Below are 23,801 nucleotides of genomic sequence, written 5' to 3'. Positions count from 1 at the left end.
ATCCCATTCATGATTTTTCGCAAGTTTCTCTGATAGTCTAGTGAATGGTGCTAAAACTTCTGCAGGGGTCATATCTTTGAATAATATATCTTTAGTGTAAGGAATTTTCATTTATCCTTTAGTATCAATATCTTTATATGCTTTAGTAGCTTTTTTCAAAATTTCATCTGCCTACCAGTAAATGTTCTACCGCGATAAGGTATTCCTTCTTCTATAAGGTTTCTATGCAATTTTTTGTGAAGATCCTGGTTCCAGCTCCTTCATTTGGATACTATGCAATCGAATAAGAGGGTTACTTTACTCAATCTACAATCGCATTTGAATAAAGTAACCGGCAGGTGCGCATTTTACACTCTAATAGCTAGGTTGTTCAAGAGTATTGCCAGAAACCAGCAATGACCTCTCCTGTTTCATTATGCCTATATAGATATAATGCACCGTACATAAACACATACTCCATATTATCACAATAGCCTTCCTCCTCTATTTGCAGAAAAAAGGAATAATTATTATTTTCCAACTCTTTATAATAATAACTTTTGGGTTGAATAAGACGTGGTTCTCCCAAAACTTTAATAAACAAAAAATTATTCCCTTGTTTTTTCCAATAATCGCTTATTGAGTTCATACCTAAATCTAAAATACTTTTATCAGTATTGCTTCCAATTTCGGAGTATTTATGCTCTATAACCCTTACTTCAATTGAAGGATAAATATTATTTTCCAATAAAGTATCAAAATTCTTATGAATAATAATAGAAAGCATAACATCCTCCTTTTCTGGATGAACTAGAGTTGCATAAAACCTGTAATCATCAGGTATTTGTTCTTCAATCAATTTTGGAGGATTACCACCTATTCTACCTCTCACATGATAATCAAAAGGAATACATTGAGCAAACAATTAAAATCCACCCTTCCATTTACTAGTTTTTAAGGACATTTTATATAACCTTGTCCCTTAGCAAAATTAATTGCATCCTCCCTAAGTTTCATCGTTAATTCATTAGCATATCGCTTCGCATTTACAGGTTCCCAACCTCTTTTCAACAATCCTTCATCTTTTCCAAATGTCTCTTAGACTCACTTCTTAATTCGTCGTCATAACCATAGGTCACTCGAACACCCTTTAACTCGTTTATTACAACCATATCCAAAAGGTTAATAGATTTAATAAAAAGAAAGAGTAGCAATACATCCAGATTCTTGGAATTTACGCTACTCTTTTGATTATGTTTTGAAATAAATATTTTTTTGTAATTATAGCCTCCATTTGCTGTTAATACCCAGCCTCGGATGAATCAGAGGTAATTAATACACAGGAAACAATACCATTTAGTAATAAATTTTAGTTAATTTCCTTAAAAACTAATGAATTTAAACTATATTGTTCTAAAGAATTTTTAATCATATTCGATATAAATATACTTCTTTCGCAATCTACACACCCATACTCAAGACTCTCCAACCTTTTTTTATCAAATATAGGCATGTAAAAATTATAATCCTTTTCTAATTCATCATATGCATTAAATTTGGATTCTTCCCAATTAATACAATTAATAGTATTAGTAAAGTTAATTATTTTATAGTTATGTGGTATCTGAATCCCCTTCGAGTCTAAAAGATTAAATACAATCCATTGAACATCATCATTAATACCTACTATTTCTTGCCATGTTTTAATAAATTTCCCACTCACCAAATAAATCCCCTTAGTGAAAATGATATCTTGTTTAAAAAATAAGTCTGTATCGCCATAAACAATAATATCAAAATAACTAATTTTTGCATCTAATGATACTCCATAATTTATCATCCATTTATTATTATTTGGATCATCAATGTTAAAAATCAAATCTTCATCAGAAATTGAAACATCAAAACTCTCAATTATATGGTATTTTATTTTCATCCGCATCTAATTTCTCCTGACATTAAACCTTTTCGTAAGTCATCCATTAAATCATTTACCCTATTTTTGTTAAACAAATCTCCTGCATTCAGAGCTTTACCTTCTTTCAATATTCTATCAAGTTCCTTTCCAACATACTCATTATATTTTAAGTGTACTTGATTATAGCCATTGTGCAAAGATCTATTAGGGTCCATTAATGTCCCATCTTCATTATATATCCACTGGCGACTTCCGCCCTCTGCGTCCACTGCCTGAATCAGCCTATCCTTCTCATCGTACTGAGAGGATACAGTACTGCCATCTGCAAGAGTATTCGTTGTTGGATTTACCCAAATGGTTTATTATTATAATAAATTAAAAAAGAACGAATCCCTTTTTAAACTGTACCCTATAAGATAGACACTTTGAAAAAAGTCTATCCTATAGGGTACTTTTGTTTATAATGAGAAAAAAGATGTTGAGGTAGAGTGAAATGACCAAAAGATATTTTACGAAAATAGAACTAGAACAACTAAAATGTAATCCAAATGTGCATGCAGTTAGTGAAAAAGCTATCACATATACTGACGAATTTAAACGTCATTTTATTGCGGAAAATGAAAAAGGTAAATTCCCAAGAGAAATTTTTGAAAATGCGGGTTTAGATGTTGAATTAATCGGTATAAAACGTATAGAATCTTCAGGCAAACGTTGGCGAGCTTCTTATCGTAAAACAGGTGTAGAAGGTTTACAAGATACACGTAAAACAAATTCAGGTAGACCATCTGAAAAAGAATTAACACTAGAAGAAAAATTGAAGCGATTAGAAGCGAGAAATCGATTACTTGAAGCAGAGAATGAATTGTTAAAAAAGGTCGATCTACTCGAAAGGCAGATGTTGAAGAAGAAATAAAAATCGCTACAACACTAAAATTTGAACTCATCTATCACACGATAAAAAAGTATAAATTAAAGCGTTTAGTCAGCTATCTATGTGATGTGATGGATGTATCTCGGTCTGGCTATTACAATTATTTTTCAGAAAAATCAGCGCAGAAGCGTATGGCACAAGAACAAGGAGATGAAGTGGTAAAGGAAATCATTTTAAAGGCGTATCATTTCCGAGGGCGAAAAAAAGGAGCACGTCAAATTAAAATGACGTTAGAAAATCAATATGGAATTACGTACAATCTGAAACGTATTCGCCGCGTGATGAAAAAATATCAGATTATCTGCCCGATTCGAAAAGCGAATCCAGCTCGACGTATGGCAAAAGCAACAAAAGAACATCGTACGTGCCCAAATGAATTACAACGCAACTTTAAACAGGGTGTGGCCGGAAAAGTGTTACTGACGGATATCACCTATTTAACGTATGGAAGCAGTAAACGCGCTTATTTATCAACGATTAAAGACGCTGAAACGAATGAAATTTTAGCGTATGAAGTGTCGTCTTCATTAAGTATTGATATTGCCCTCAATACACTTCATCAATTGAAGAAACACCGCCATTTAACAGAAGATGCATTTATTCATTCAGATCAAGGATTCCATTATACGAATCCGCAATTCCAGAAACTTGTGAAGAAAATGGGACTAGGGCAATCGATGTCACGCCGAGGAAACTGTTGGGATAACGCCCCCCAAGAATCCTTCTTCGGTCATTTTAAAGATGAAACCAACCTGAAAGCGTGCGAAACATTAGAAGAAGTAAAACGAGAAGTGAAAAGTTATATGATGTATTACAACCATTATAGAGGGCAATGGAACTTGAAAAAGCTGCCGCCTGCAAAATACAGACAGCAGCTTCAAAAGATTGCCTAGCTTTTTTTCAAAATGTCCTTTACAAAGGGTACACTTTATTTTTAATTGGAATTCGTTTTTTTATACTAAAACTATTTAATTTCAACTAGTTGTAAAGGCCTTGCTTACCCCTTTTTTAAAGTCAACATTACGGAAATGCAATATAAGGCTCCAAACAGATTTTCTCAAATATCAGTTTAATTTTCCTTTATTATATCTATAAATACTCTGGACGTTGCAAACTGCCCTCTTTTATAAAAGTTACTCCATTAACTTTATTTTCTTTACACAAATTCACAAAAAATTCATCCACAATAATCAAATGCTTAGATTCTTCCATTCTGACGATATGATGCACACCGAGAGAATCAGGAATATATACAACATAGTTAATACTAATCGGACCATCAGGTATTGATTTTATCGATGGTTTATACTCAGATTTTTCTTTATTAAGACAAACTACAGAGTTCGAAACGATCATTGCAAAGAAATCATTATTGTGATCTTTTGTTTCTGTTGATTTTATTTCAACTGGAATAAAGACACAATCATTTTCACAATGTTGTTCAATTATTTTTTTAAATTTTGCACTTACTAAAGGTGGACCTACTGTTGGTAATATATCATATGAAGATAGATAAGTATCAAATTTATCCACAACGTATATTAGATTACCTTTTATTTGACATCGATTTCCTTTTTCCAATTCTCGTCTATCGTAACCATTCTCGTCGCTATAAAAGAAGAAAACATCTCTTTTATAAAAACATGATAATTTATAATACATAATCATACCCCTATCCTTTACAGTGCAGTTTGACTTTCCCACAATATTATTCATTTATCACCGTACTGTTGCTTTAAAAATATTTATTCCAACTTTTATTTTACCCTAACGAGAGTTAATGTGTGTTCCCACCTCATATAATTCAATAAATTTGAAACCTTTTAATTTTAGAGCAATACATTGTTGCATAAATTTTTCTGAATACTAACAATACCGACTCCTGGAATTTTTCTAGTATGACCATCCCTCGGTACAAAGATAGCAGGTGCTTTTAATTCATCATAACCTGGAATAAATTTTTTCATAAGAGCTTTTTGTCCAACATGATGCGAATCTAAACCTGTTCCAGCATGGATGCTGTCCAATGGGCTTGCTCTGAGCGAGAAGCCGTGATTTGTGACACATTGCCCATTTCATTACGAGCGACATCGATTTGTGCAGCTAAGCTACATGTAATCTGTGAATGATTACCTAATTCATCATAAAAAATGAAATCACATCACGATTTAAAAAAACAAAGAGTAGCAATATAATCCAAATTTCTAAGGATTTTGCTACTCTTTTAGGGTGAGTATTTAATACATTTTAAAAATCTTTTTTGTTTAGTTCTTGTTTTTCAAGAGATTGTTTATAGTGTCTCTTTTATGAGAGTAATGCCTCTTCTCTGGATGAAAAGAAACCCCTTTTAATGTCAGACATTCTAGTAATGGCGTTAAGTCCCCTGATTTACAGTTCCAAAAGTTAATGGTCTCCAATTCTCTCATGGTTCTTACAAACTCCAAGGAGACTAGATCTGAAATTAACAATTTTTTTATGGAGCCATTATCATTCAAGAATGAATAATCCATTAGGTTTTTGCAACCTTCTACATGCAACCACTCTAGTCTACTTAATTTGGAAATGCTATTTGCTTCAGATAGGTAATTGTTTTTAACCAACCAGCACGTTTCTAAGTTTTCTAAGTCTTCAACACCTTCAAGTGATTCCAGTTTCTTAGACCCGCTCAGTCGTAGATAAACCAACTCTTTTAATGTGCGTAACTCATGACAATTTTGTTTTGAATATCCAAAAATATAAAGCCTTTTTAAATTAGTAAGTGTTTCTAAGTGTTCGTAACAACTATTAAAGAGATAAAGTTTTTCTAGTTGTTTTAATCGAGAAAAATCAATAGGGATTTGCAAAGATACACTAAAATCAATCATATTCACCAAAGAGTAAAGAGCTTCAATATTGGCAACACTTTTTAATTTAAAATTGTTGTCAATCGTCAGGTTTTTAATGAATTTCTTATCCTTTAAAGGGGCAAGATCTAAATCACACTTAAAATCAACATCATCAACAAACGCACTAATATTAATCGATTCAAACTGCTCTTCTTCTGCTACACGGACTCCTTCTTCTAAATACCTTGGATCTATTTCAATTACACTGTCATTATAACTATATTTTCTCATCATGGGCATCCTCTCACTGACATTTTTTTAATCCCATCTCCATGGCTCATAGTGTCGAATTTAAACTTTATGTACTCAGCATAGTTCTTCGCCTGCTCTTGTATTTCTTTAGAAGCATTAGCAAAATGTTTTTTTCCAGGTGAGCTTCTCACTGGATCATTTGAAAAATGCTCAGCTTTCATTGCGCCATACTTTTTAATTAATAAGTGTTCAACCATGAACCCCATTTTCTTATCTCCGAAATCTAAATGAAGTCCTTTAGTTACATTTTTATAGCCATCTACTCGCTGTCTCATAGAATTATACATACGATTGTAAGTACCATTTTTCCCTCCTGCAACTGGACCTTGGCTAAGTAGTTCGTTTTTTTATGCTTTCATTCTTTAATTTCAACTGGTTGTAAAGCCTTGCTTACACCTTTTTTAAAGTCAACATTACGATGTGGAAATGCTATAAGGTATCCAAATAGATTTTCTCAAATCAGTTTAATTTTCCTTTTTTATATCTATAAATACTCTGGACGTTGCAAACTGCCCTCTTTAATACTCCATAATTTTATTTTCTTGACACAAATTCACAAAAACCTCATCCACAATAATCAAATGTTTAGATTCTTCCATTCTGATGATATGTTGCACCCCGAGAGAATCAGATATATATACAACAATAGTTAATACTAATCGGGGCTGGTATGTTGGTCTACCTGTTACGTTATACTGCCTGACATCCCCTGGTAAAATTCTCTCAATCTCTTGACCAAGAACATTGTACTTCATGGAAGCTGTCCAATGTTCTTGATCTGAGGGAAAAACGGTAATTTGAAACACATTTCCCATTTCATTAAACAGGCAGAAAGCAATTAGCTTTTGCGATTTGATTTTATTTTTTTGCTGAACACAGCAGTTTCAAAAAAAGAGTAGCAATAAAATCCGATTCTCAAAGGATTTATGCTACTCTTTTGATGTAGATACAGTGTTAAAAGCATAACGTACTGTGTGGTATCATCAAAATCCAATTCTTTTTTATTTTTGACCGCTAAGATAGTCGAGCGGAATATCAATATTTACTCGATTTAAACTATTATTTTTTTGTCTTTCGATTTTGATCGAATTATACTTATACAAAGTATTACTCCGACTTAGAAAATATTTTTGTAATCGCTGGTTTACCACTTGCAAGATTATTATCTTGGCTATGAATTTCTGATAAGTTATCAGACAAATCATATGCAATATTATAGTCCCTATCAATTATTATTCTATTTATACTATTTTGAATATAACCTCTAACATTTATTCTCATTACTTTAGAGTCTTTATACTCATACAGTTCCTTAACAATAGTATACTCTTCTTCATTGTCCTCTTCATCATAGTCAATTTCATGTTCGTATGTTATATATTTTTGTGGATGTCCTTCATTATTAAAAAATAAAATCGATATTTTATCTAGGCTTTTAATTTCAATTCCATCAGAATACCTAATCTCAATTAATGAATTTCCTTCTTTAAGAATAAACTTCTCAGAATAAATATACTCATCGTTTGAATATAACTTAGTGTTAACTATGCCATTTTCTAACTTGCCGTATGCAATAATTTGGTCCTTTTTTTTAGGTTCTTTTTTCAATAGCTTTCCTTTTTTATATCCTGATCTTTCAATTTCAAAAGGAGTAAAATTATAATAAAATCCTCCTTTTGACCATTCCCACTGTAATTCTTGAGTTTCATAATTAACCTTCAATTGATTATACATTTTTTTATATAAATTAAACTTCTCCTTTAAAAAGGTTAATTCTTCTAATTGAATGTTATTTTTTGCATTTGAATTTAACTCCATTACTTAACTCCTTTTTTATTGTTTTAAGTTCTTTTAAGAATTCTTTTCTAGTATTTTTATTGTTTAATCGATCATATGCTTTTTGTTTGTAATCGTCTCCATGAACACCATGTCCTTTGTGAGCTGTACTTGTATCATTTATTACCCTATCATTATCCGTTCTAGGAAGCCATATTCCATTTTCTTTACTATTAATATCTATTGGTGGTTTAAAATTAGCCATCTTTGTCCGTAAAGCAACCATCCTAGTATCAGAGGCTCCAGCCATTACAATATGATGAGCATCATAATTAGTTCCCGGCTTACTTCCCAGATTTCCACCAAGAATTGCACTATTAGACTTAAGACCTGCAACGTCTAATAATAAATTAGTATCACTTACATATCCATATAATCTTATTCCACCAAATAAACCTATCGGATCCTGTTGTGTATACACCCCCTCAATTGGAGAGTAGTAACGGAATCTGTTGTAATATAATCCGATCTCCATGTCCTCATACTGCCCCTGATACCTAAACGGAATGAAATCATGTTTACCAGTGAACTCTACCGCCCGCCCATAAACATCAAGTTCAGCTGACCAAACCCTATTACCTTCTTCATCAAAGGCTTCTACAGGTGTTCCTAGATAGTCACTAATAATGCTATAGTTACCTTCACTCGTAATTTTAGCTGAAGGTACGAACCCACCGTTAAACACCCATGTGACTAGATTATCTGGTATTTCAGATTTATTCTCTGAAGAATACTCAACAGGATTTTCAAATTTATCTGAATTATCCTGTGAGATATACTCATGTAGGATAGTATTCCCATCCCATATGAATTTCGTTATCTTTTCGTTTGAACACTTCTCTATCCGTCTACCTATCGAGTCATACTTGAAAGTAACTTCTGTGTTGTCTGGCATGATGACCTTAGACATCATGCCATTTCCGTTATATTCGTACTTCCACGTATCACCATTCTTCTCAATCTTCTGAATGAGATTCCCTTTATCATCATAAGTGAAGGTTGCCTCTTTTGTTTCAAGTAATCTGCTTCCGGCACCATAGACACGATCTGTCTTTTCTTTTGTTTCATACAAATTCCCGACATCATCGACACTGCGATGTAAGAAGTCAAATTGACCGCCTTGATTGGACCAGACGAGATTACTGAATTCATCGTAACCATAGGTAACTTTTACACCTGTTAGCTCGTTTACCATGCTTCGTAATCGATGATTGACATCCCAATTATACGCTCGTCTTCGTGTATCACGGTTTTGACTACTTATTCGGTGATGTGTCGGTTTACCCGTTGCATCGTACTGCCATTCGCTGATGACATCTCCCGGTAAGATTCTTTCAATCTCTTGACCGAGCTCATTGTACTGCATGGATGCTGTCCAATTTTTTTGCTCTGAGCGAGAAGTTGTGATTTGCGATACATTGCCCATTTCATTGCGAGCAACATCGATTTTTGCGCCTAAGCTACTCGTAATCTGTGAACGGTTGCCTAAATCATCATAGCTACTCGCAATCCAATGGTCATTTTGCCACTCATTAATCACTTGTCCAACTGGGTCTAGCTCCAGCTTTACAGTCACATGCTCATTCTCAGTCTCAATTAACGAACCATTTTTGTCATAACCAAACGTTTCCCAAGTGTCATCATAATAATCAGCTCGAATGACATTCCCTAGACCGTCATGTTGGTATGCTGTCCATCGATCGCCCGGACGTTGAATTCTCTGAACCAATCCAGCCAAACTTCGCTCATACGTTCTTTCAATATCATCAAAGCCAATTTCCTTGATGATATTCCCTTTCGAATCGCGTTCAAACTGATACACTTCGCCTTTTTCATTGATGACAGCGGTTAACTGCTCTTCTGTATCATAGGCGAATTTAACTTTCTTCCCGCCTTGGTCTCGAGAGATTAAGCTGCCGAGAATGGTGTAATCAAAGGCTACCTGCGTATGGTTACCCCTTGCAAAAACAACAACATCATCGGCATTGTACTTTAATTGAATGTCGTTACCGGCCGAAAGGTTTGCCCTTAGGCGATTCAAGTTATCATATCGGAACTAATAATCGCAATCTCCTTGTTCACCAAAAGATCTAATTTCCGATATTTAATACTCGTCGCTAAAACAAAATAATAGAAAACAGGCTCGTTATGACATGAAAAGTCATGGCGAGTCTATTTTCTATTTGTACATGGGCTTCGTTTTTACTTTTCTAAACTGACGTATACTTTTTTGAGAATGATCCAGACCTACTGCCATCTTTTGCATAAATATTGCTCGTAAAAATTATCACTATTTTCCTGACTTAGTATTTTCATATCATAAAAAAGACTATCAAGAATTTCTTCAGCAATCTCTAGGTCTTCTGCACAACCTGTATTTTTTGCCAGAAGCTCTACACCTACTTTTATCAGATACCCTCTGTCTTCTTTAGGCAGAGTACTATCATTATAAACTTGAATTATTACGCTTCGCACTTTTCATTGATGACAGCGGTTAACTGCTCTTCTGTATCATTTTGTTCCTTGATAGGTGCAAGCGACTTGATCTTCTAATGGATAAGTGAAAAAACCTTGATAGAAAATTATTCTATCAAGGCTTACAAATATTATCCATTAAGAAACTGAGGAAGATTTGTTATCCATTCTTCTAGGTTTCTATTATACTCTTCAACATCAAAGTCTTCACTATAGTAGTAATATACAGGTGATTTAGGACTTTGTTTGGCACTAATACAAAAGTAATCACCATTACCAACGTCAAGGAATGGAATCAAATCTGCATCCCAATTACCATTCTTAATCTCGTAATCATAAACAAATACTATTAAATCATTGCCATTATTTTTCCCTGTTGATACATTTAAAATTCCTGGAAACACATACTTAGACATTAATGTAATAAATATTTTAAAGTCGTCACTAAATTTACAGTTGAATTTATATTCCAGTTCCCCCCAATCCCTCATAGAAGGGGGATCTAAGACCTCCCATTCTCTGTCCAACACTTGTGCCTCCACTTCATCATGAGTCATCTTAAATTACCTTCCTCTCTTTATTTTTATATACCCTCACCTGGTAATATATATTCATTTCCTCTTTTTTTATAGTGTTCACTTATTTCTTTTCTTCTTTGGCTTGGTGTTAGTCTTGATTTCTCTTTATGTCTAGTATGGTTAATTCACGTCGATGAGTATATTCTTCTAATTCATCAAATACGCCACCTTCAGAGATAGGGACCTGGTTCCTATGGTGTGCCTCGATATTTCTATCTCCATGTGTCTTTTTAGTAGTTGGTCCATCACCACGACGCATCCTTTGTACTTCCTCCATACATCGCCCCTTTGTTCTGTCTTATATAAATTAGGTTGCCCTATTCATTATAGTTGAAAATCAATATTAAATCTCTTCCACCTCGTATTGTAAACTTAGGCTTACAATCACTTTACAAACTTCCTCAATTAACTTACTTTCTTGAACTCTCCTGTTACCAATAGTCCAGATGTATATTTCATCCTTGTAATTTTCTATAGTACACCATCTACCCCAATTAACATCGTCATATGGAAATACTATTACTTTTTGATCCATGATTACATCTTTATATATTTCATTAGATTTAAGGACAGAGAATATCTTCTCGATTACCAAATCTATTTTTTCGTTTTCTTCGAGAACTATTCTGTATTCAATACCCATATTGTCTACACCCTTCTCCATGATTTCTTCCTCTTACCTCAGGCAAAGTCTTTTGGGTTTTATATGGACCAGTCCATACATCTCCATAGGGATGTATCATTACTTTAGAACCATCAGTATGATTCCATGTTTGATTTCCTGTTGAAGTTACTCTGGTCTGATTAAACCCTGAATTTGTTAATATTTTTTCAATTTGAGAAACACTTTTTCCCCTAAGTTGTTTTAGAAGAGATGCTGAATTTAATCCAAATACATCAATCCAAATATTCGGATCATGCACATAAGCATAAAGCGTGGGATTATTCCCTGCAAGCCCTATTGGGTCTTGTTGGGTATATATCCCTGGTACGGGATCGTAGTACCTGAATCGGTTGTAATATAATCCTGTTTCAATATCTTCGTACTGTCCTTGATATCTAAACGGGATGAAGTCTTTTGCGCATGTGAACTCTTTTGCTTGTTTGTATTGGTCTAGTTCTGGTTTTTCTCTGCCATAGATGTCCAGTTCACATAGCCAGATTTCTTTTCCTTGTTCGTCATAGGCACTTACTGGTGTGCCTAAGTGATCGGTTATAATACTGTAACTACCTGAACTTGTTAGTTTGGCTGTTGGGATGAATGTGTCTGTATTGAATATCCATGTTGTTAGGTCTTCATTTGTCGGTTGGGACAAGCCGCTTTCTTTAGTGATTTTCCATTCGTGTAAAATGATGTTCCCATCCCATATGAATTTTGTTTCTTTACATTCACTCACTTTGGCTATTCGTCGTCCGAGTGGGTCGTACATAAAATGAATTTCTATTTTGTCTGGTCTAACGACCTTCGACATCATTCCATTTCCACAAAACTCGTATTTCCACGTATCACCGTTCTTCTCAATCTTCTGAACAAGATTACCTTCATCATCATAAGAGAATGTTGCCTCTTTTGTTTCAAGCAATCTACTTCCGGCACCATAGACACGATCTGTCTTTTCTTTCGTTTCATACAAATTCCCAACATCGTCGACACTGCGGTGTAAGAAATCAAATTGACCGCCTTGATTAGACCAAACGAGGCTACTGAATTCATCGTAACCATAGGTAACTTTTACACCGGCTAGCTCGTTTACCATGCTTCGTAATTGATGATTGACATCCCAATTATACACGCGTTTTCGTGTATCGCGATTTTGACTGCTTATTCGATGATATGTTGGTCTACCTGCTACATCATACTGCCATTTGCTAATGACATCCCCTGGTAAGATTCTCTCAATTTCTTGACCGAGTTCATTGTACTGCATCGCCGCTGTCCATTGTTCTCGCTCTAAGTGAGATGCTGTAATTTGTGACACATTTCCCACTTCATTACGAGTAACATCAATTTCTGCTCCTAAGCTACTCGTAATCTGTGAACGATTGCCTAATTCATTATAGCTACTTGCAATCCAATGGTCATTTTGCCACTCCTTGATCACTCATCCAGATATATCTCGCTCTAACTTTATGGTCACATACTCATTTTCAGTCTCAATTAGCTAACCCTTTTTGTTATAGCCAAACGTTTCCCAGGTATCATCATAAAAATCAGCCCGAATAACATTACTTAGGCCGTCATGCTGATATGTTGTCCAACGATCGCCTGGACGTTGAATTCTTTGCACCAATCCCGCAAGACTTCGCTCATACTAGGTCGGTACCCTATTTTAAATCCTAAAAATGTGGCGTTTGTTGCACATGCCATGCACTTAAAAAGCCCTTTTGTCACAGAGGACAAAAGGGCATACAAAACAAAAATATTATTAGCCTTAAAATATCACTTAACCCTTTTCAGCCTTTGTAAACTATATTCTTAAAGGCTAATCTCTTCTTCGGTTTTCTCGCTTTTGACGATTGAAAGTCGAGCGTTCTCTATAATACAAATACAATTGATTTAGTCACCTTTTTTATATGGGATATTTTCTGGTTCAAGAAGCGTTCGGTGCTTATCTCTATAGTCTTTAATTGAAGAATGATTTACAGTACTAATACGCTCTATATCATTTTCCGTTCCGCCATCATCCTCCCACATACAGACGCGGCACACTTCATATTCGCCTCGAGTTGAAAGAGTAAGATACCCACAGCATGGACATTTATATAAAACTTCCTCATCTCCAATTATATTTACATCGTCTTTAAAACAATCTTCAAGAAATTTTTTTAAAAAGTTATTTGATATTCCAACAAGAATGATAGTAGTAAAATGGCCAACTAAAAAGTTTTGAACATTTGGAGAGTAAGCACTATCATATTCTTTTGTTTCACCTTCCTCATCCAAATAATCGGAACAAAGGATATTATCGATTTCGTTTTTGGATAAAGAAGAGATTTTGTATATCGCGTAACTTGTTAACGCAAGTTCTCTACTAAATATTAACATTTGTACTTAACCTCTGACTTTGATAGTTTTGTTTTTTCAAGCGCGAAATTAACTGCATCTGTAAAAGGATCCTCTACAACGAATTCAGGAAGTGCTATATAAAACGAAAGAATCTTTCCATCTTTAGCATGTCCTGCAAGTACTCGATTAGTAGCTGGATCAACTTTTATAAGTTGGTTTCCAACTTTAGCTTGTTTTATACCTGGAGATTCATCTGCTAGAAATTGCTCCATAAGATCATGATACTCATTCTGTGAGATATCACCAAATTCCCCTTGTTTTACTACATGTTTGTTATAATGAGTACCTAATTCCCCGCTTTTCCATTTATTTTTTCCTTTTTTCCACTTTACATCACTAAAAAACAATCCAAGCGGATCGATACTAATGTTTGGATCACCAACATAACCATACAAAGTCGGATTTCCACCCGCTAGTCCAATCGGGTCTGACTGTGTATAAATTCCCTCTGTAGGCGAGTAGTATCTGAATCGGTTATAATATAATCCTGTTTCAATATCTTCATACTGCCCTTGATAACGGAATGGAATAAAGTCTTTCTCACCTGTGAATTCTTTCATTCGTCCATAAATATCAAGTTCTGCTGACCAAACACTGTTGCCTTGTTCATCATAGGCTTCAACAGGCGTTCCTAGATAGTCACTAACTATACTGTAATTACCTTCACTCGTGATTTTAGCTGAAGGAATGAATCCTTCATTAAACACCCATGTCACTAGATTATCTTGTATTTGAGATTTATTTTGTGAAGAATACTCATCTAGATTTTCAAATATATCTGAATTATCCTGCGAGCAATACTCATGCAGGATATTATTCCCATCCCATACGAATATCGTTGTTTTTTCGTCAAAGCTCTTCTCTATACGTCTACCTAGCGAGTCATACTTGAATGTAACTACTGTCCTGTCTGGGCGCACGACTTTCGACATCATGCCATTGCCGTTATATTCGTACTTCCACGTATCACCGTTCTTCTCAACCTTCTGAATCAGATTACCTTCTTCATCATAAGAGAAGGTTGCTTCTCTAGTTTCAAGCAATCTGCTTCCTGCACCGTAGACACGATCAGTCTTTTCTTTCGTTTCATACAAACTCCCGACATCATCAACACTGCGGTGTAAGAAATCAAATTGATCACCTTGATTGGACCAGACGAGGTTACTAAACTCATCATAACCATAGGTAACTTTTACACCAGTTAACTCGTTTACCATACTTCGTAAGCGATGATTGACGTCCCAATTATACACGCGTCTTCGTGTATCTCGGTTTTGACTACTTATTCGATGGTGTGTAGGTCTACCTGTTACGTCATACTGCCATTTGCTAATGACATCTCCAGGTAAGATTCTCTCAATCTCTTGACCGAGTTCATTGTACTGCATGGATGCTGTCCAATGGGCTTGCTCTGAGCGAGAGGCTGTGATTTGTGACACCTCTCCCATTTCATTGCGAGCGACATCGATTTTTGCACCTAAGCTACTTGTAATCTGGGAACGGTTGCCTAATTCATCATAACTACTCGCAATCCAATGGTCATTTTGCCATTCCTTGATTATTTGGCCAGATGGGTCTCGTTCCAGCTTTACGGCCACATGCTCATTTTCAGTGTCAATTAACGAACCATTTATGTCATAGCCAAACGTTTCCCAGGTGTCATGATAATAATCGGCTCAAATGATATTCCCTAGACCATCATGCCGATACGCTGTCCATCGATCGCCCGGACGTTGAATCCTCTGAACCAATCCAGTTAGACTTCGCTCATACGTTCTTTCTATCTCATCAAAGCCGATTTCCTTAATGATATTCCCTTTCGTATCACGTTCTAACTGATACGCTTCGCCTTTTTCATTGATGACAGCGGTTAATTGCTCTTCAGTATCATATATGAACTTAGGTAGGAAGAGCATATAGCATCTTCTTACCCATGTCCTGGATTCGACTTTATTATTTACACGATCCTACTAATTAAATCTAAAGACTGTTAAATCAAAATATTCCGGACTTAACAAGCTTCCTTCCTTGATAAAATTAATTCCTCAAATTTTTTGTCTATACAAGAATTTATAAATCTTTCATCAAGTATTTAACTAAAGGAGTATAATCTGACCTTATAAGATCTAAACAAGGATGGAGATATACAGTAAATACACGACAAAACAATTCTATTTCTAACAGAAAAACATATATAAAGAAAGTGCTTATAGCAACTTCTATATATATGTTTTAAAACTTAACTATAGTAAATCTATTTTAACTTCACACTTCACAATAAGTGTTCCCACATTATTATTAAACCAAGTACTTCTTCTAAATTTTCACCAATAAAATCAAAACCATCTTTTCCAGTAACAAATCATGTATTACATATATTCACACATAGATTTCTCGTAATCGTATACGCTTAACAACAATACAAATTTACTATTATACTATTGTATTCAATTGTATCGTTTACTGAATTTATTATAGATTTCTTCTGAATTAAGGATTTTAGCAGAGAAATTTTCTATTTCTTCTGTTCTTTCATCATCAGATATTGAAATAAATATTGTAATTTCTTGATTATTATCAATAAAAACCCCCTTTTTTATCAATGTTTGTAATGTAGATGTTAAACATTCAAAAAATAATCTTTGAAACAAGGATAATTCCTGTGGATTTAATGTCGAACCCTTTTCAAATAAATTAGGAACAATTAAAGCCATTTCACTATGCTTTAAATCATTATTAGAATATCCCCATTCAGCAGGAATCCATTTTGTATCATAAGTAATATTATCTAGCTCATCGAACTTCTCGGGAAAATACTCTGCAAATTGAGCAAATAATTCGTTGTCTTGACTGTCATCCTCATTATTTTTTTTTTCTAAAAATTCGTTTGTATTTACTGCCAAGAATAGACTAACTGTATCACTATCTGTAACTAAACTTAATGCATATATTTTTTCATTACCGATCATTTTTTTTATGTTAGTAAAATCTAATTCTATAGCTTTGACTAGTCTTTTCTTTAGATCAATAAAAAAATCATCCATTTTTTCATCTTCCTTCCTCATTAGTAACCTAGTTCAGAAAACTAAGTTACTTTTTAAGTTGTAAAGCTAAGCTATTTTGAAGTGTTTATTACATTCATTTAATAACAACTAAAAACTTTTTCTCCCACTTTTTGGAGGTGTTCTTTCATCTGTTTTTGTGCATTTTTAAATGCTTCAGCTTCCCCAGATAATTGAGGTAAAAGCTCTTTGTGCTTTTCCATTAAAGCCTCCGCAACTTTCTTTGCATTTGCTTCTGTATGAACCCCCTTCGTATTTGAAGCCCACATTAAATTGGATGGATCATTTATACCTATTTTATATACATCAAGTATCCCTTGACTTATCTTCACATATATTCCTCGTTTGTCTTTGAATACACCTTTAAACACAATATGGTGTCCATGTGGATTAGTTAACCCTGGTGGTTGAGGTATATTTAATGCTCTCAAAAACGCCGACCAGTTCGTCAAACCTAAAGGGTCAACCTCAATATTTGAATCCCTAATATATCCATATAAAGTAGGATTGTTTCCTTCTAATCCTATAGGATCCTGTTGTGTATATATTCCTTCACTTGGTGAATAATAGCGGAATCGGTTATAATATAGATTTACTTCTTTATCATCATACTGCCCTTGATATCTGAAAGGAATAAAATCTTTCTCACCTGTAAATTCATTCACTCTGCCGTAGATATCAAGTTCTGCTGACCAAACCCTATTACCTTCTTCATCAAAGGCTTCAACAGGCGTTCCTAGATAGTCACTAATAATGCTGTAATTACCTTCACTCATGATTTTAGCTGAAGGTACGAACCCATCATTAAACACCCATGTGACTAGATTATCTCACTATCAAATGAAACCATATTGTCATACGCTTCAATCAAGAGGTATGTCTCGTAAAGGAAACTGTTACGACAACTCTGTAATGGAGAATTTCTTCGGGATTATGAAGTCTGAGTTTTTATACTTCAAAAAATTTGAAAGTGTAGACCATTTTAAAACTGAATTAGAATAGTATATAACGTATTACAATACAAAAAGAATTAAGGCAAAATTAAAAGGCATGGAGTCCGATACAATATCGAACCCATACCCTAACCGCTACCTAATGAAATAACCGTGTCTAACTTTTAGGGGTCACTTCATTTTGACATGCTTTTTATTTTGCAAAGCTCGATATATCGGAACTTCTCTTTTGTATCATTTAATATTTTACAATTCCTCTGAATCAACTAATTCATCTTTTAAATAGGTTATTTCTTCATTTAAGAAAACGCTGATTCCTAAATCACGATTTACTGTGTTTTTTTTAAAACTTATTATCTCATCTATTAAATTTTGTATTTCAACTACATCATTCTGATTGTAAGTGTAAATTTTAAAATATAATTTAATGAAATCATATTTTGTTTCTGCTTCTAAATTGTATAGATCGTTGTTTATGTTTTGGTAATTAAATGTTGATGTTTTTTCAAGAATCAAATATTTTAAAGTCATTTGTTCATCAAAAACTATAAATACATCTTCTGTTAATTCCCTGAAAATATAACTTTCAGCTAAATAAAGTTCATTTTCAATAGAATATGAAAAAATAATAGTATCCTTATATAGAAATTGACGTACATTATCAAGTTTTTTGTTTTTATCCAAAAAAACTTGATAATTTAATTCTATCTTTTCTTTTTGTTTTTCACCTAATACTTTTAGTACTTTAGGTTCATTTCGCAAAATTTTAGATCCTGAATTATAGAGTAGCTGAATGTTTAGTTTACAAACATTTCCGAATCTATCTGCTTCCCAAAAATCTTGTATTTCGTCAGAAGCATAAACTGATTCTCCCCACTCTATACAGTAGTAACCACCATTAACTATTTTTGTTATATTATTCATAGTTTCATTCTATTTGAGTAATTGCGGGCTTATCAGTTATAGACTTAATGTCTTTATACACTCCGGCAGCATCAGACTTACCATAAGCGGTTATTATGCCAGAGTCCTTTCCGCTAACTACTACAACATCTCCATCTTTATAGAATATTAAATGATTATTGTTCTTATGATAAAAAATATTATCTGGCTTGTCGAGTATATCCTTGATAACATCATGATTCATACCATGTTTATCCATATGCCCGTTGAATCTGGATTCTTTCAGGTCACCCGTAAAGTTTTTTCTGAATTTTTCTAGTCTTTTTGCACCTTTACATTCACTTAATCCGAATGGATCAACAAACCTATTCGAATCACTAACATAACCATAAAGCGTAGGATTATTTCCTGCCAACCCTATCGGGTCTTGTTGTGTGTAAATACCCGTGCTAGGGTCATAATAACGAAATCTATTATAATATAAGCCAGTTTCCAAATCGTGATACTGCCCTTGAAACCTAAATGGAATAAAGTCTATTGCAAATTCTTCTTTACAAGTATAGCCACCGAATTTTTTATTATCTCGTTCTCTCGGTCTGCCATAAATATCAAGTTCAGCCGACCAGATTTTATCGCCATCTTTATCGTAAGCTTCGACAGGCGTCCCTAGGTAATCAGTGATGATACTGTAGTTACCTTCATTCGTGATTTTAGCTGTTGGTACGGATCCATCATTAAATATCCATGTGACTAGGCTTTCCTGTTCTGCTGAGTCATCTTCTAAACTATATTCATGCAAGATGGTGTTGCCATCCCAGACAAATCTCGTTGTTTTTTCATTGGAATGCTTTTCAATTCGTCTCCCTAGTGGATCGTATTTAAACATGACTTCTTTTAAAACTGATTGATTCTGTGAATAGCATACAACCTTCGCCATCATGCCATTGCCGTTATATTCGTACTTCCACGTATCACCATTCTTCTCGACTTTTTGAACTAGATTCCCTTCCTCATCATAAGAGAATGTGGCCTCCCTCGTTTCAAGCAATCTACTTCCAACACCATAGACACGATCTGTCTTTTCTTTTGTTTCATATAAATTCCCGACATCATCGACACTGCGGTGTAAGAAGTCAAATTGACCGCCTTGATTGGACCAAACGAGGTTACTGAATTCATCGTAACCATAGGTAACTTTTACACCCGTTAACTCATTAACCATGCTTCGTAAGCGATGATTGACGTCCCAATTATACGCGCGTCTTCGTGTATCGCGGTTTTGACTACTTATTCGGTGGTGTGTTGGTCTACCCGTCGTATCATACTGCCATTTGCTGATGACATCTCCTGGTAAGATTCTCTCAATCTCTTGGCCGAGTTCATTGTACTGCATTGATGCTGTCCAATGAGATTGGTCTGAGCGAGAAGCTGTGATTTGCACCACATTTCCCATTTCATTACGAGCGACATCGATTTTTGCACCTAAACTACTTGTAATCTGTGAACGGTTACCTAATTCATCATAGGTACTCGCAATCCAATGGTCATTCTGCCACTCCTTTATCACTTGTCCAGATGAGTCTCGCTCCAGCTTTACTTTCACATGCTCATTTTCAGTCTCCATCAACAAACCATTTTTGTCATAGCCAAACTCTTCCCAGGTGTCATCATAATAATCAGCTCGGATGACATTCCCTAGACCGCCATGTTGATTTGCTTTCCAACGATCACCTAGACGTTGAATTCTCTGAACTAATCCTGCCAGACTTCGTTCATACGTTCTTGTAAGCTCATCAAAGCCGATTTCCTTGATGATATTGCCTTTTGTATCAAGTTCAAACTGATACGCTTCGCCTTTTTCATTGATGACAGCGGTTAACTACATTAGTTGACATTTGTACCTGTTGCTTCAAATACGATATCTGGCGCTTGTCCATCTTGCTTTGTCATCTCTTCCATTCGTTCGTGTAATCGCTCGAAATCACCCCGTGTATGATGTAGCACACCTTCAAACTCACATTGGCGGTGACCATCATAAATCGCAACGGTACTTTTTCCTTTACTAACATCTAACGCAATGACATGTTTCATCTCATTCTTCTCCTTTTGACCAATCATAGAAGCCTTCACAGTACCTTATCGATTCCACTTTCTTATACACGATCTCTTGGATCCAACATACTAAACTAATTCATATTAGGGCATGAAGTTAGCCGGTTTTATTTACGGACTCACAAATGGTCCCAGAGGCTAGTCGGCTTTTCTTCACTTCTACTATAAAAAAATAGTAGCACAAACCATGGCCTTGGTTTGTACTACTAATGTTAGTGTGTTTTAATCTTTATTAAATCCATTAAATAACACAAAAGACTTGTAATACTGTTGTTTCTTTATTTTTATATTATTGTTGGTTAAAACTCACTTCTTTATTATATCTTAATATTTACGTTCTTCTTCTTCATCATCTAGTATATGATTAAAAAAGTCAGAAAAATTCTCCCATACATCTGGCTCGGAAATAAAATCTTGCTCCTCTAATTTAGTTATTTCTACAGAATCTAGCCAAATGATTGATGGTTTGTTTTCTGTATCCATAACAATAATACTTTCATCTTGTTCAGCAATAACAACAAATCTACTCGGTAAACCAACGGCCTCTCTAATTCTCAAAGTTTCTCCAATAAGATTTGTTGAATCAGAAAATAAAAAAGAATGTATATTTTTCCCTCCAACATCTCCTCCACTGTAGAAACTAGATACTTCTCGAAAATCATTAGGTAGTTTTATTTGAAGATCATATTCGATTTTATCCAAGTAATCTTTAGAAATTCCATCAATATCGTATAAAGCTCTATATTTATTTAGCAATTCATTCATATCATTCATTATATCAACACCTCTTCTAAAAATTTATGATTTACATCGGGTTTTCCAATATTCTCGTGTATCGACACCAAATTTCGACCTATTTATCGGATAATTAGGATGTGGTTTATTTCTCCCAAATTGACTATGCAATATATCTTGCCCATACTTTCCAACACCATGATAACGAGTACTTGCTTCTACTAATGCTCCTCTCGAATCTTGACCTAAATGATGTAATGTTGCAAAACTACCATCAGATAGTTGTGGTGCTTTTCCGTATTTATTTGCCGCATCCCTATTTGTCATACCAATATACTTTTTATCTCCTGCACTTCTAATTTGATCCCAATTAATATCATCTCTTTGATACACATCATATGTTTGTCTAGTTCCCTTTGGTCTTGTTGCAGTCCAAATAACTTTTTTCCAATTTATCAAGCCAAACGGATCCAGCTCCATGAGAGGGTCACTAACATATCCATATAACGTTGGATTATTCCCCGCTAGCCTAATAGGGTCTTGTTGTGTGTAAATCCCCTCACTTGGTGAGTAATATCGGAATCTGTTGTAATATAATCCAATTTCCACGTCTTCATACTGCCCTTGATAACGGAATGGAATGAAGTCCTTCTCACCTATGATCTCTTTCATTCGTCCATAAATATCAAGCTCAGCTGACCAAACCCTCTTACCTTCTTGATCATAAGCTTCTACAGGCGTTCCAAGATAATCACTAATAATACTGTAATTACCTTCATCTGTAATTTTAGCTGAAGGTACTAGTCCATCGTTAAATACCCACGTAACTAGATTATCTGGTATTGCAGATTTGTTCTGTGAAGAATATCCCTCCAGATTTTCAAATTTATCTGAATCTCCCTCCGAGAAATACTCATGGAAAATCGTATTCCCATCCCATACGAAACTTATAGTTTTATCGTCAGAGCACTTCTCTATCCGTCTACCTAGCGAGTCATACTTAAATGTAACTTCTGTGTTGTCTGGTCTGATGACCTTCGACATCATCCCATTGCCGTTATATTCGTACTTCCACGTATCACCATTCTTTTCGACTTTTTGAATCAGATTTCCTTCTTCATCATAAGAGAATGTTGCCTCTTTCGTTTCAAGCAATCTACTTCCAGCACCATAGACACGATCTGTCTTTTCTTTTGTTTCATACAAATTCCCGACATCATCGACGCTGCGGTGTAAGAAATCAAATTGACCGCCTTGATTGGACCAAACAAGGTTACTAAATTCATCATAACCATAAGTAACTTTTACACCTGTTAACTCGTTGACCATGCTACGTAAGCGTTGATTGACGTCCCAATTATACACTCTTCTTCTTGTATCACGGTTTTGACTATTTATTCGATGGTGTGTCGGTCTACCAGACATATCATACTTCCATTTGCTTATGACCTCCCCTGGTAAGATCCTCTCAATTTCTTGGCCGAGTTCATTGTACTGCATTGATGCTGTCCAATGGGCTTGCTCTGAGCGAGATGCTGTAATTTGTGACACATTGCCCATCTCATTACGAGCGACATCAATTTTTGCTCCTAAGCTACTCGTAATCTGTGAACGATTGCCTAATTCATCATAACTACTCGCAATCCAATGGTCATTCTGCCATTCTTTGATTACTTGTCCTGATGGGTCTCGCTCTAGCTTTACGGTCACATGCTCATTTTCAGTCTCAATTAAGGAACCATTTTTGTCATAGCCAAACGTTTCCCAAGTGTCATCATAATAATCAGCTCGGATAACATTCCCTAGACCGTCATGTTCATACGCTGTCCAACGGTCACCCGGACGTTGAATTCTCTGAACCAATCCTGCCAGACTTCGCTCATACGTTCTTTCCATCTCATCAAAGCCGATTTCCTTGATGATATTTCCTTTTGTATCACGTTCAAACTGATACGCTTCGCCTTTTTCATTGATGACAGCGGTTAACTGCTCTTCTGTATCATAGGTGAATTTGACTTTCTTCCCACCTTATTCTCGAGTCATTAAGCTGCCGAGAATAGTGTAATCAAAAGCTACCTTCGTATGGTTATCTTTCGCAAAAACAACATCATCATA

Annotated in this window: 24 protein-coding genes and 1 pseudogene; 2 read left to right on the top strand and 23 right to left on the bottom strand. The window is 34.9% G+C overall.

Going from position 1 to position 23,801, the window contains the following annotated elements; all coding sequences use genetic code 11:
* Positions 1-370 precede the first annotated feature (370 nt).
* The 3 genes from JNUCC51_RS20640 to JNUCC51_RS20630 form a co-directional block, all read right to left on the bottom strand.
* Positions 371-904, bottom strand: coding sequence for a hypothetical protein (locus JNUCC51_RS20640; protein ID WP_337989547.1), 534 nt, complete (start codon positions 902-904; stop codon positions 371-373).
* A 444-nt stretch (positions 905-1,348) separates the two neighbouring features.
* Complete coding sequence (locus JNUCC51_RS20635; RefSeq protein ID WP_337989546.1) at positions 1,349-1,921, bottom strand: hypothetical protein; 573 nt, start codon at positions 1,919-1,921, stop codon at positions 1,349-1,351.
* A complete protein-coding gene (locus JNUCC51_RS20630; RefSeq protein WP_337989545.1) occupies positions 1,912-2,112 on the bottom strand; it encodes a hypothetical protein in 201 nt (66 codons plus the stop codon). The genes JNUCC51_RS20635 and JNUCC51_RS20630 overlap by 10 nt, the downstream gene beginning before the upstream one ends.
* 278 nt (positions 2,113-2,390) lie before the next feature.
* Between JNUCC51_RS20630 and JNUCC51_RS20625 the strand changes: the two genes are divergently transcribed.
* Positions 2,391-3,721, top strand: a protein-coding gene (locus JNUCC51_RS20625; RefSeq protein ID WP_337988626.1) for an IS3 family transposase whose coding sequence is annotated in 2 segments (ribosomal slippage) — positions 2,391-2,772 and positions 2,772-3,721 — 1,332 coding nt in all. Because the reading frame shifts where the segments join, the coding sequence is not laid out codon by codon here.
* Positions 3,722-3,917: 196 nt separating this feature from the next.
* On the opposite strand, the gene JNUCC51_RS20620 is transcribed toward JNUCC51_RS20625, so the two are convergent.
* From JNUCC51_RS20620 to JNUCC51_RS20550, 15 genes are all read right to left on the bottom strand, one after another.
* Positions 3,918-4,490, bottom strand: coding sequence for an imm11 family protein (locus JNUCC51_RS20620; protein ID WP_337989544.1), 573 nt, complete (start codon positions 4,488-4,490; stop codon positions 3,918-3,920).
* Positions 4,491-4,657: 167 nt separating this feature from the next.
* Entirely contained in the window at positions 4,658-4,855 is a 198-nt protein-coding gene (locus JNUCC51_RS20615; protein WP_337989543.1) for a hypothetical protein, read from the bottom strand.
* A 237-nt stretch (positions 4,856-5,092) separates the two neighbouring features.
* Positions 5,093-5,944, bottom strand: coding sequence for a leucine-rich repeat domain-containing protein (locus JNUCC51_RS20610; protein ID WP_337989542.1), 852 nt, complete (start codon positions 5,942-5,944; stop codon positions 5,093-5,095).
* The gene (locus JNUCC51_RS20605; protein WP_337989541.1) at positions 5,944-6,240 is read right to left on the bottom strand and encodes a hypothetical protein; all 297 of its coding nucleotides are present in this window, start codon (positions 6,238-6,240) and stop codon (positions 5,944-5,946) included. Before JNUCC51_RS20605 ends, JNUCC51_RS20610 begins: the two co-directional genes overlap by 1 nt.
* Positions 6,241-7,072: 832 nt before the next feature.
* The gene (locus tag JNUCC51_RS20600) at positions 7,073-7,783 is read right to left on the bottom strand and encodes a hypothetical protein (RefSeq protein ID WP_337989540.1); all 711 of its coding nucleotides are present in this window, start codon (positions 7,781-7,783) and stop codon (positions 7,073-7,075) included.
* Positions 7,755-9,842: an RHS repeat-associated core domain-containing protein gene (locus JNUCC51_RS20595; RefSeq protein WP_337989539.1), complete on the bottom strand. Its 2,088-nt coding sequence runs from the start codon at positions 9,840-9,842 to the stop codon at positions 7,755-7,757. Before JNUCC51_RS20595 ends, JNUCC51_RS20600 begins: the two co-directional genes overlap by 29 nt.
* 565 nt (positions 9,843-10,407) lie before the next feature.
* On the bottom strand, positions 10,408-10,833 hold the full coding sequence (locus JNUCC51_RS20590) for an SMI1/KNR4 family protein (protein ID WP_337989538.1): 426 nt from the start codon (positions 10,831-10,833) through the stop codon (positions 10,408-10,410).
* A gap of 109 nt (positions 10,834-10,942) precedes the next feature.
* A complete protein-coding gene (locus tag JNUCC51_RS20585) occupies positions 10,943-11,113 on the bottom strand; it encodes a hypothetical protein (protein WP_337989537.1) in 171 nt (56 codons plus the stop codon).
* Positions 11,114-11,197: 84 nt separating this feature from the next.
* Complete coding sequence (locus tag JNUCC51_RS20580; RefSeq protein WP_268635660.1) at positions 11,198-11,518, bottom strand: hypothetical protein; 321 nt, start codon at positions 11,516-11,518, stop codon at positions 11,198-11,200.
* Positions 11,487-12,956, bottom strand: coding sequence for an RHS repeat domain-containing protein (locus JNUCC51_RS20575; protein ID WP_337989536.1), 1,470 nt, complete (start codon positions 12,954-12,956; stop codon positions 11,487-11,489). Before JNUCC51_RS20575 ends, JNUCC51_RS20580 begins: the two co-directional genes overlap by 32 nt.
* A 455-nt stretch (positions 12,957-13,411) precedes the next feature.
* Positions 13,412-13,900: a CPCC family cysteine-rich protein gene (locus JNUCC51_RS20570; RefSeq protein WP_337989535.1), complete on the bottom strand. Its 489-nt coding sequence runs from the start codon at positions 13,898-13,900 to the stop codon at positions 13,412-13,414.
* On the bottom strand, positions 13,894-15,519 hold the full coding sequence (locus JNUCC51_RS20565; RefSeq protein WP_337989534.1) for an RHS repeat domain-containing protein: 1,626 nt from the start codon (positions 15,517-15,519) through the stop codon (positions 13,894-13,896). Before JNUCC51_RS20565 ends, JNUCC51_RS20570 begins: the two co-directional genes overlap by 7 nt.
* A 78-nt stretch (positions 15,520-15,597) precedes the next feature.
* Positions 15,598-15,837 (bottom strand): hypothetical protein, encoded by a 240-nt coding sequence (locus JNUCC51_RS20560; RefSeq protein WP_337989533.1) that lies wholly within the window; start codon positions 15,835-15,837, stop codon positions 15,598-15,600.
* A 531-nt stretch (positions 15,838-16,368) separates the two neighbouring features.
* The gene (locus JNUCC51_RS20555; protein WP_337989532.1) at positions 16,369-16,965 is read right to left on the bottom strand and encodes a DUF4303 domain-containing protein; all 597 of its coding nucleotides are present in this window, start codon (positions 16,963-16,965) and stop codon (positions 16,369-16,371) included.
* A 98-nt stretch (positions 16,966-17,063) separates the two neighbouring features.
* Entirely contained in the window at positions 17,064-17,759 is a 696-nt protein-coding gene (locus JNUCC51_RS20550; RefSeq protein WP_337989531.1) for an RHS repeat-associated core domain-containing protein, read from the bottom strand.
* 52 nt (positions 17,760-17,811) lie between these two features.
* Between JNUCC51_RS20550 and JNUCC51_RS20545 the strand changes: the two are divergent.
* Positions 17,812-18,079 (top strand): annotated as a pseudogene (locus tag JNUCC51_RS20545) (IS3 family transposase); the annotation flags it as partial.
* Between the two features lie 103 nt (positions 18,080-18,182).
* Here the strand turns inward: JNUCC51_RS20545 and JNUCC51_RS20540 are convergent.
* The 5 genes from JNUCC51_RS20540 to JNUCC51_RS20520 all read right to left on the bottom strand — a co-directional run bounded on the left by JNUCC51_RS20540 (position 18,183) and on the right by JNUCC51_RS20520 (position 23,582).
* The gene (locus JNUCC51_RS20540) at positions 18,183-18,860 is read right to left on the bottom strand and encodes a hypothetical protein (RefSeq protein ID WP_337989530.1); all 678 of its coding nucleotides are present in this window, start codon (positions 18,858-18,860) and stop codon (positions 18,183-18,185) included.
* Positions 18,861-18,864: 4 nt separating this feature from the next.
* Positions 18,865-20,463, bottom strand: coding sequence for an RHS repeat domain-containing protein (locus JNUCC51_RS20535; RefSeq protein WP_337989529.1), 1,599 nt, complete (start codon positions 20,461-20,463; stop codon positions 18,865-18,867).
* 260 nt (positions 20,464-20,723) lie between these two features.
* A complete protein-coding gene (locus tag JNUCC51_RS20530) occupies positions 20,724-20,930 on the bottom strand; it encodes a hypothetical protein (RefSeq protein ID WP_337989528.1) in 207 nt (68 codons plus the stop codon).
* Positions 20,931-21,275: 345 nt separating this feature from the next.
* Positions 21,276-21,725, bottom strand: a complete 450-nt coding sequence (locus tag JNUCC51_RS20525; protein WP_337989527.1) for an SMI1/KNR4 family protein — start codon at positions 21,723-21,725, stop codon at positions 21,276-21,278.
* A 24-nt stretch (positions 21,726-21,749) separates the two neighbouring features.
* Positions 21,750-23,582 carry an RHS repeat-associated core domain-containing protein gene (locus JNUCC51_RS20520; protein WP_337989526.1) on the bottom strand — a complete coding sequence of 611 codons (1,833 nt, stop codon included), beginning with the start codon at positions 23,580-23,582 and terminating at the stop codon, positions 21,750-21,752.
* Positions 23,583-23,801 lie beyond the last annotated feature (219 nt).

Source organism: Lysinibacillus sp. JNUCC 51, from assembly GCF_015999525.1.
Lineage (GTDB): Bacteria > Bacillota > Bacilli > Bacillales_A > Planococcaceae > Lysinibacillus > Lysinibacillus xylanilyticus.
Note: the sequence above shows the minus strand (reverse complement) of the source record. Positions and strands in the feature narration are given on the sequence as shown.

What these genes read in the sequence shown, in the direction of transcription:
- JNUCC51_RS20635 (WP_337989546.1), bottom strand. Translation starts at nt 1,921, where the DNA reads ATGCGGATGAAAATAAAATACCATATAATTGAGAGTTTTGATGTTTCA.
- JNUCC51_RS20630 (WP_337989545.1), bottom strand. Translation starts at nt 2,112, where the DNA reads ATGGACCCTAATAGATCTTTGCACAATGGCTATAATCAAGTACACTTA.
- JNUCC51_RS20620 (WP_337989544.1), bottom strand. Translation starts at nt 4,490, where the DNA reads ATGTATTATAAATTATCATGTTTTTATAAAAGAGATGTTTTCTTCTTT.
- JNUCC51_RS20610 (WP_337989542.1), bottom strand. Translation starts at nt 5,944, where the DNA reads ATGAGAAAATATAGTTATAATGACAGTGTAATTGAAATAGATCCAAGG.
- JNUCC51_RS20605 (WP_337989541.1), bottom strand. Translation starts at nt 6,240, where the DNA reads ATGAGACAGCGAGTAGATGGCTATAAAAATGTAACTAAAGGACTTCAT.
- JNUCC51_RS20600 (WP_337989540.1), bottom strand. Translation starts at nt 7,783, where the DNA reads ATGGAGTTAAATTCAAATGCAAAAAATAACATTCAATTAGAAGAATTA.
- JNUCC51_RS20590 (WP_337989538.1), bottom strand. Translation starts at nt 10,833, where the DNA reads ATGACTCATGATGAAGTGGAGGCACAAGTGTTGGACAGAGAATGGGAG.
- JNUCC51_RS20585 (WP_337989537.1), bottom strand. Translation starts at nt 11,113, where the DNA reads ATGCGTCGTGGTGATGGACCAACTACTAAAAAGACACATGGAGATAGA.
- JNUCC51_RS20580 (WP_268635660.1), bottom strand. Translation starts at nt 11,518, where the DNA reads ATGGAGAAGGGTGTAGACAATATGGGTATTGAATACAGAATAGTTCTC.
- JNUCC51_RS20570 (WP_337989535.1), bottom strand. Translation starts at nt 13,900, where the DNA reads ATGTTAATATTTAGTAGAGAACTTGCGTTAACAAGTTACGCGATATAC.
- JNUCC51_RS20560 (WP_337989533.1), bottom strand. Translation starts at nt 15,837, where the DNA reads ATGCTCTTCCTACCTAAGTTCATATATGATACTGAAGAGCAATTAACC.
- JNUCC51_RS20555 (WP_337989532.1), bottom strand. Translation starts at nt 16,965, where the DNA reads ATGGATGATTTTTTTATTGATCTAAAGAAAAGACTAGTCAAAGCTATA.
- JNUCC51_RS20550 (WP_337989531.1), bottom strand. Translation starts at nt 17,759, where the DNA reads ATGAGTGAAGGTAATTACAGCATTATTAGTGACTATCTAGGAACGCCT.
- JNUCC51_RS20540 (WP_337989530.1), bottom strand. Translation starts at nt 18,860, where the DNA reads ATGAATAATATAACAAAAATAGTTAATGGTGGTTACTACTGTATAGAG.
- JNUCC51_RS20535 (WP_337989529.1), bottom strand. Translation starts at nt 20,463, where the DNA reads ATGGAGACTGAAAATGAGCATGTGAAAGTAAAGCTGGAGCGAGACTCA.
- JNUCC51_RS20530 (WP_337989528.1), bottom strand. Translation starts at nt 20,930, where the DNA reads ATGAAACATGTCATTGCGTTAGATGTTAGTAAAGGAAAAAGTACCGTT.
- JNUCC51_RS20525 (WP_337989527.1), bottom strand. Translation starts at nt 21,725, where the DNA reads ATGAATGATATGAATGAATTGCTAAATAAATATAGAGCTTTATACGAT.
- JNUCC51_RS20520 (WP_337989526.1), bottom strand. Translation starts at nt 23,582, where the DNA reads ATGGAAAGAACGTATGAGCGAAGTCTGGCAGGATTGGTTCAGAGAATT.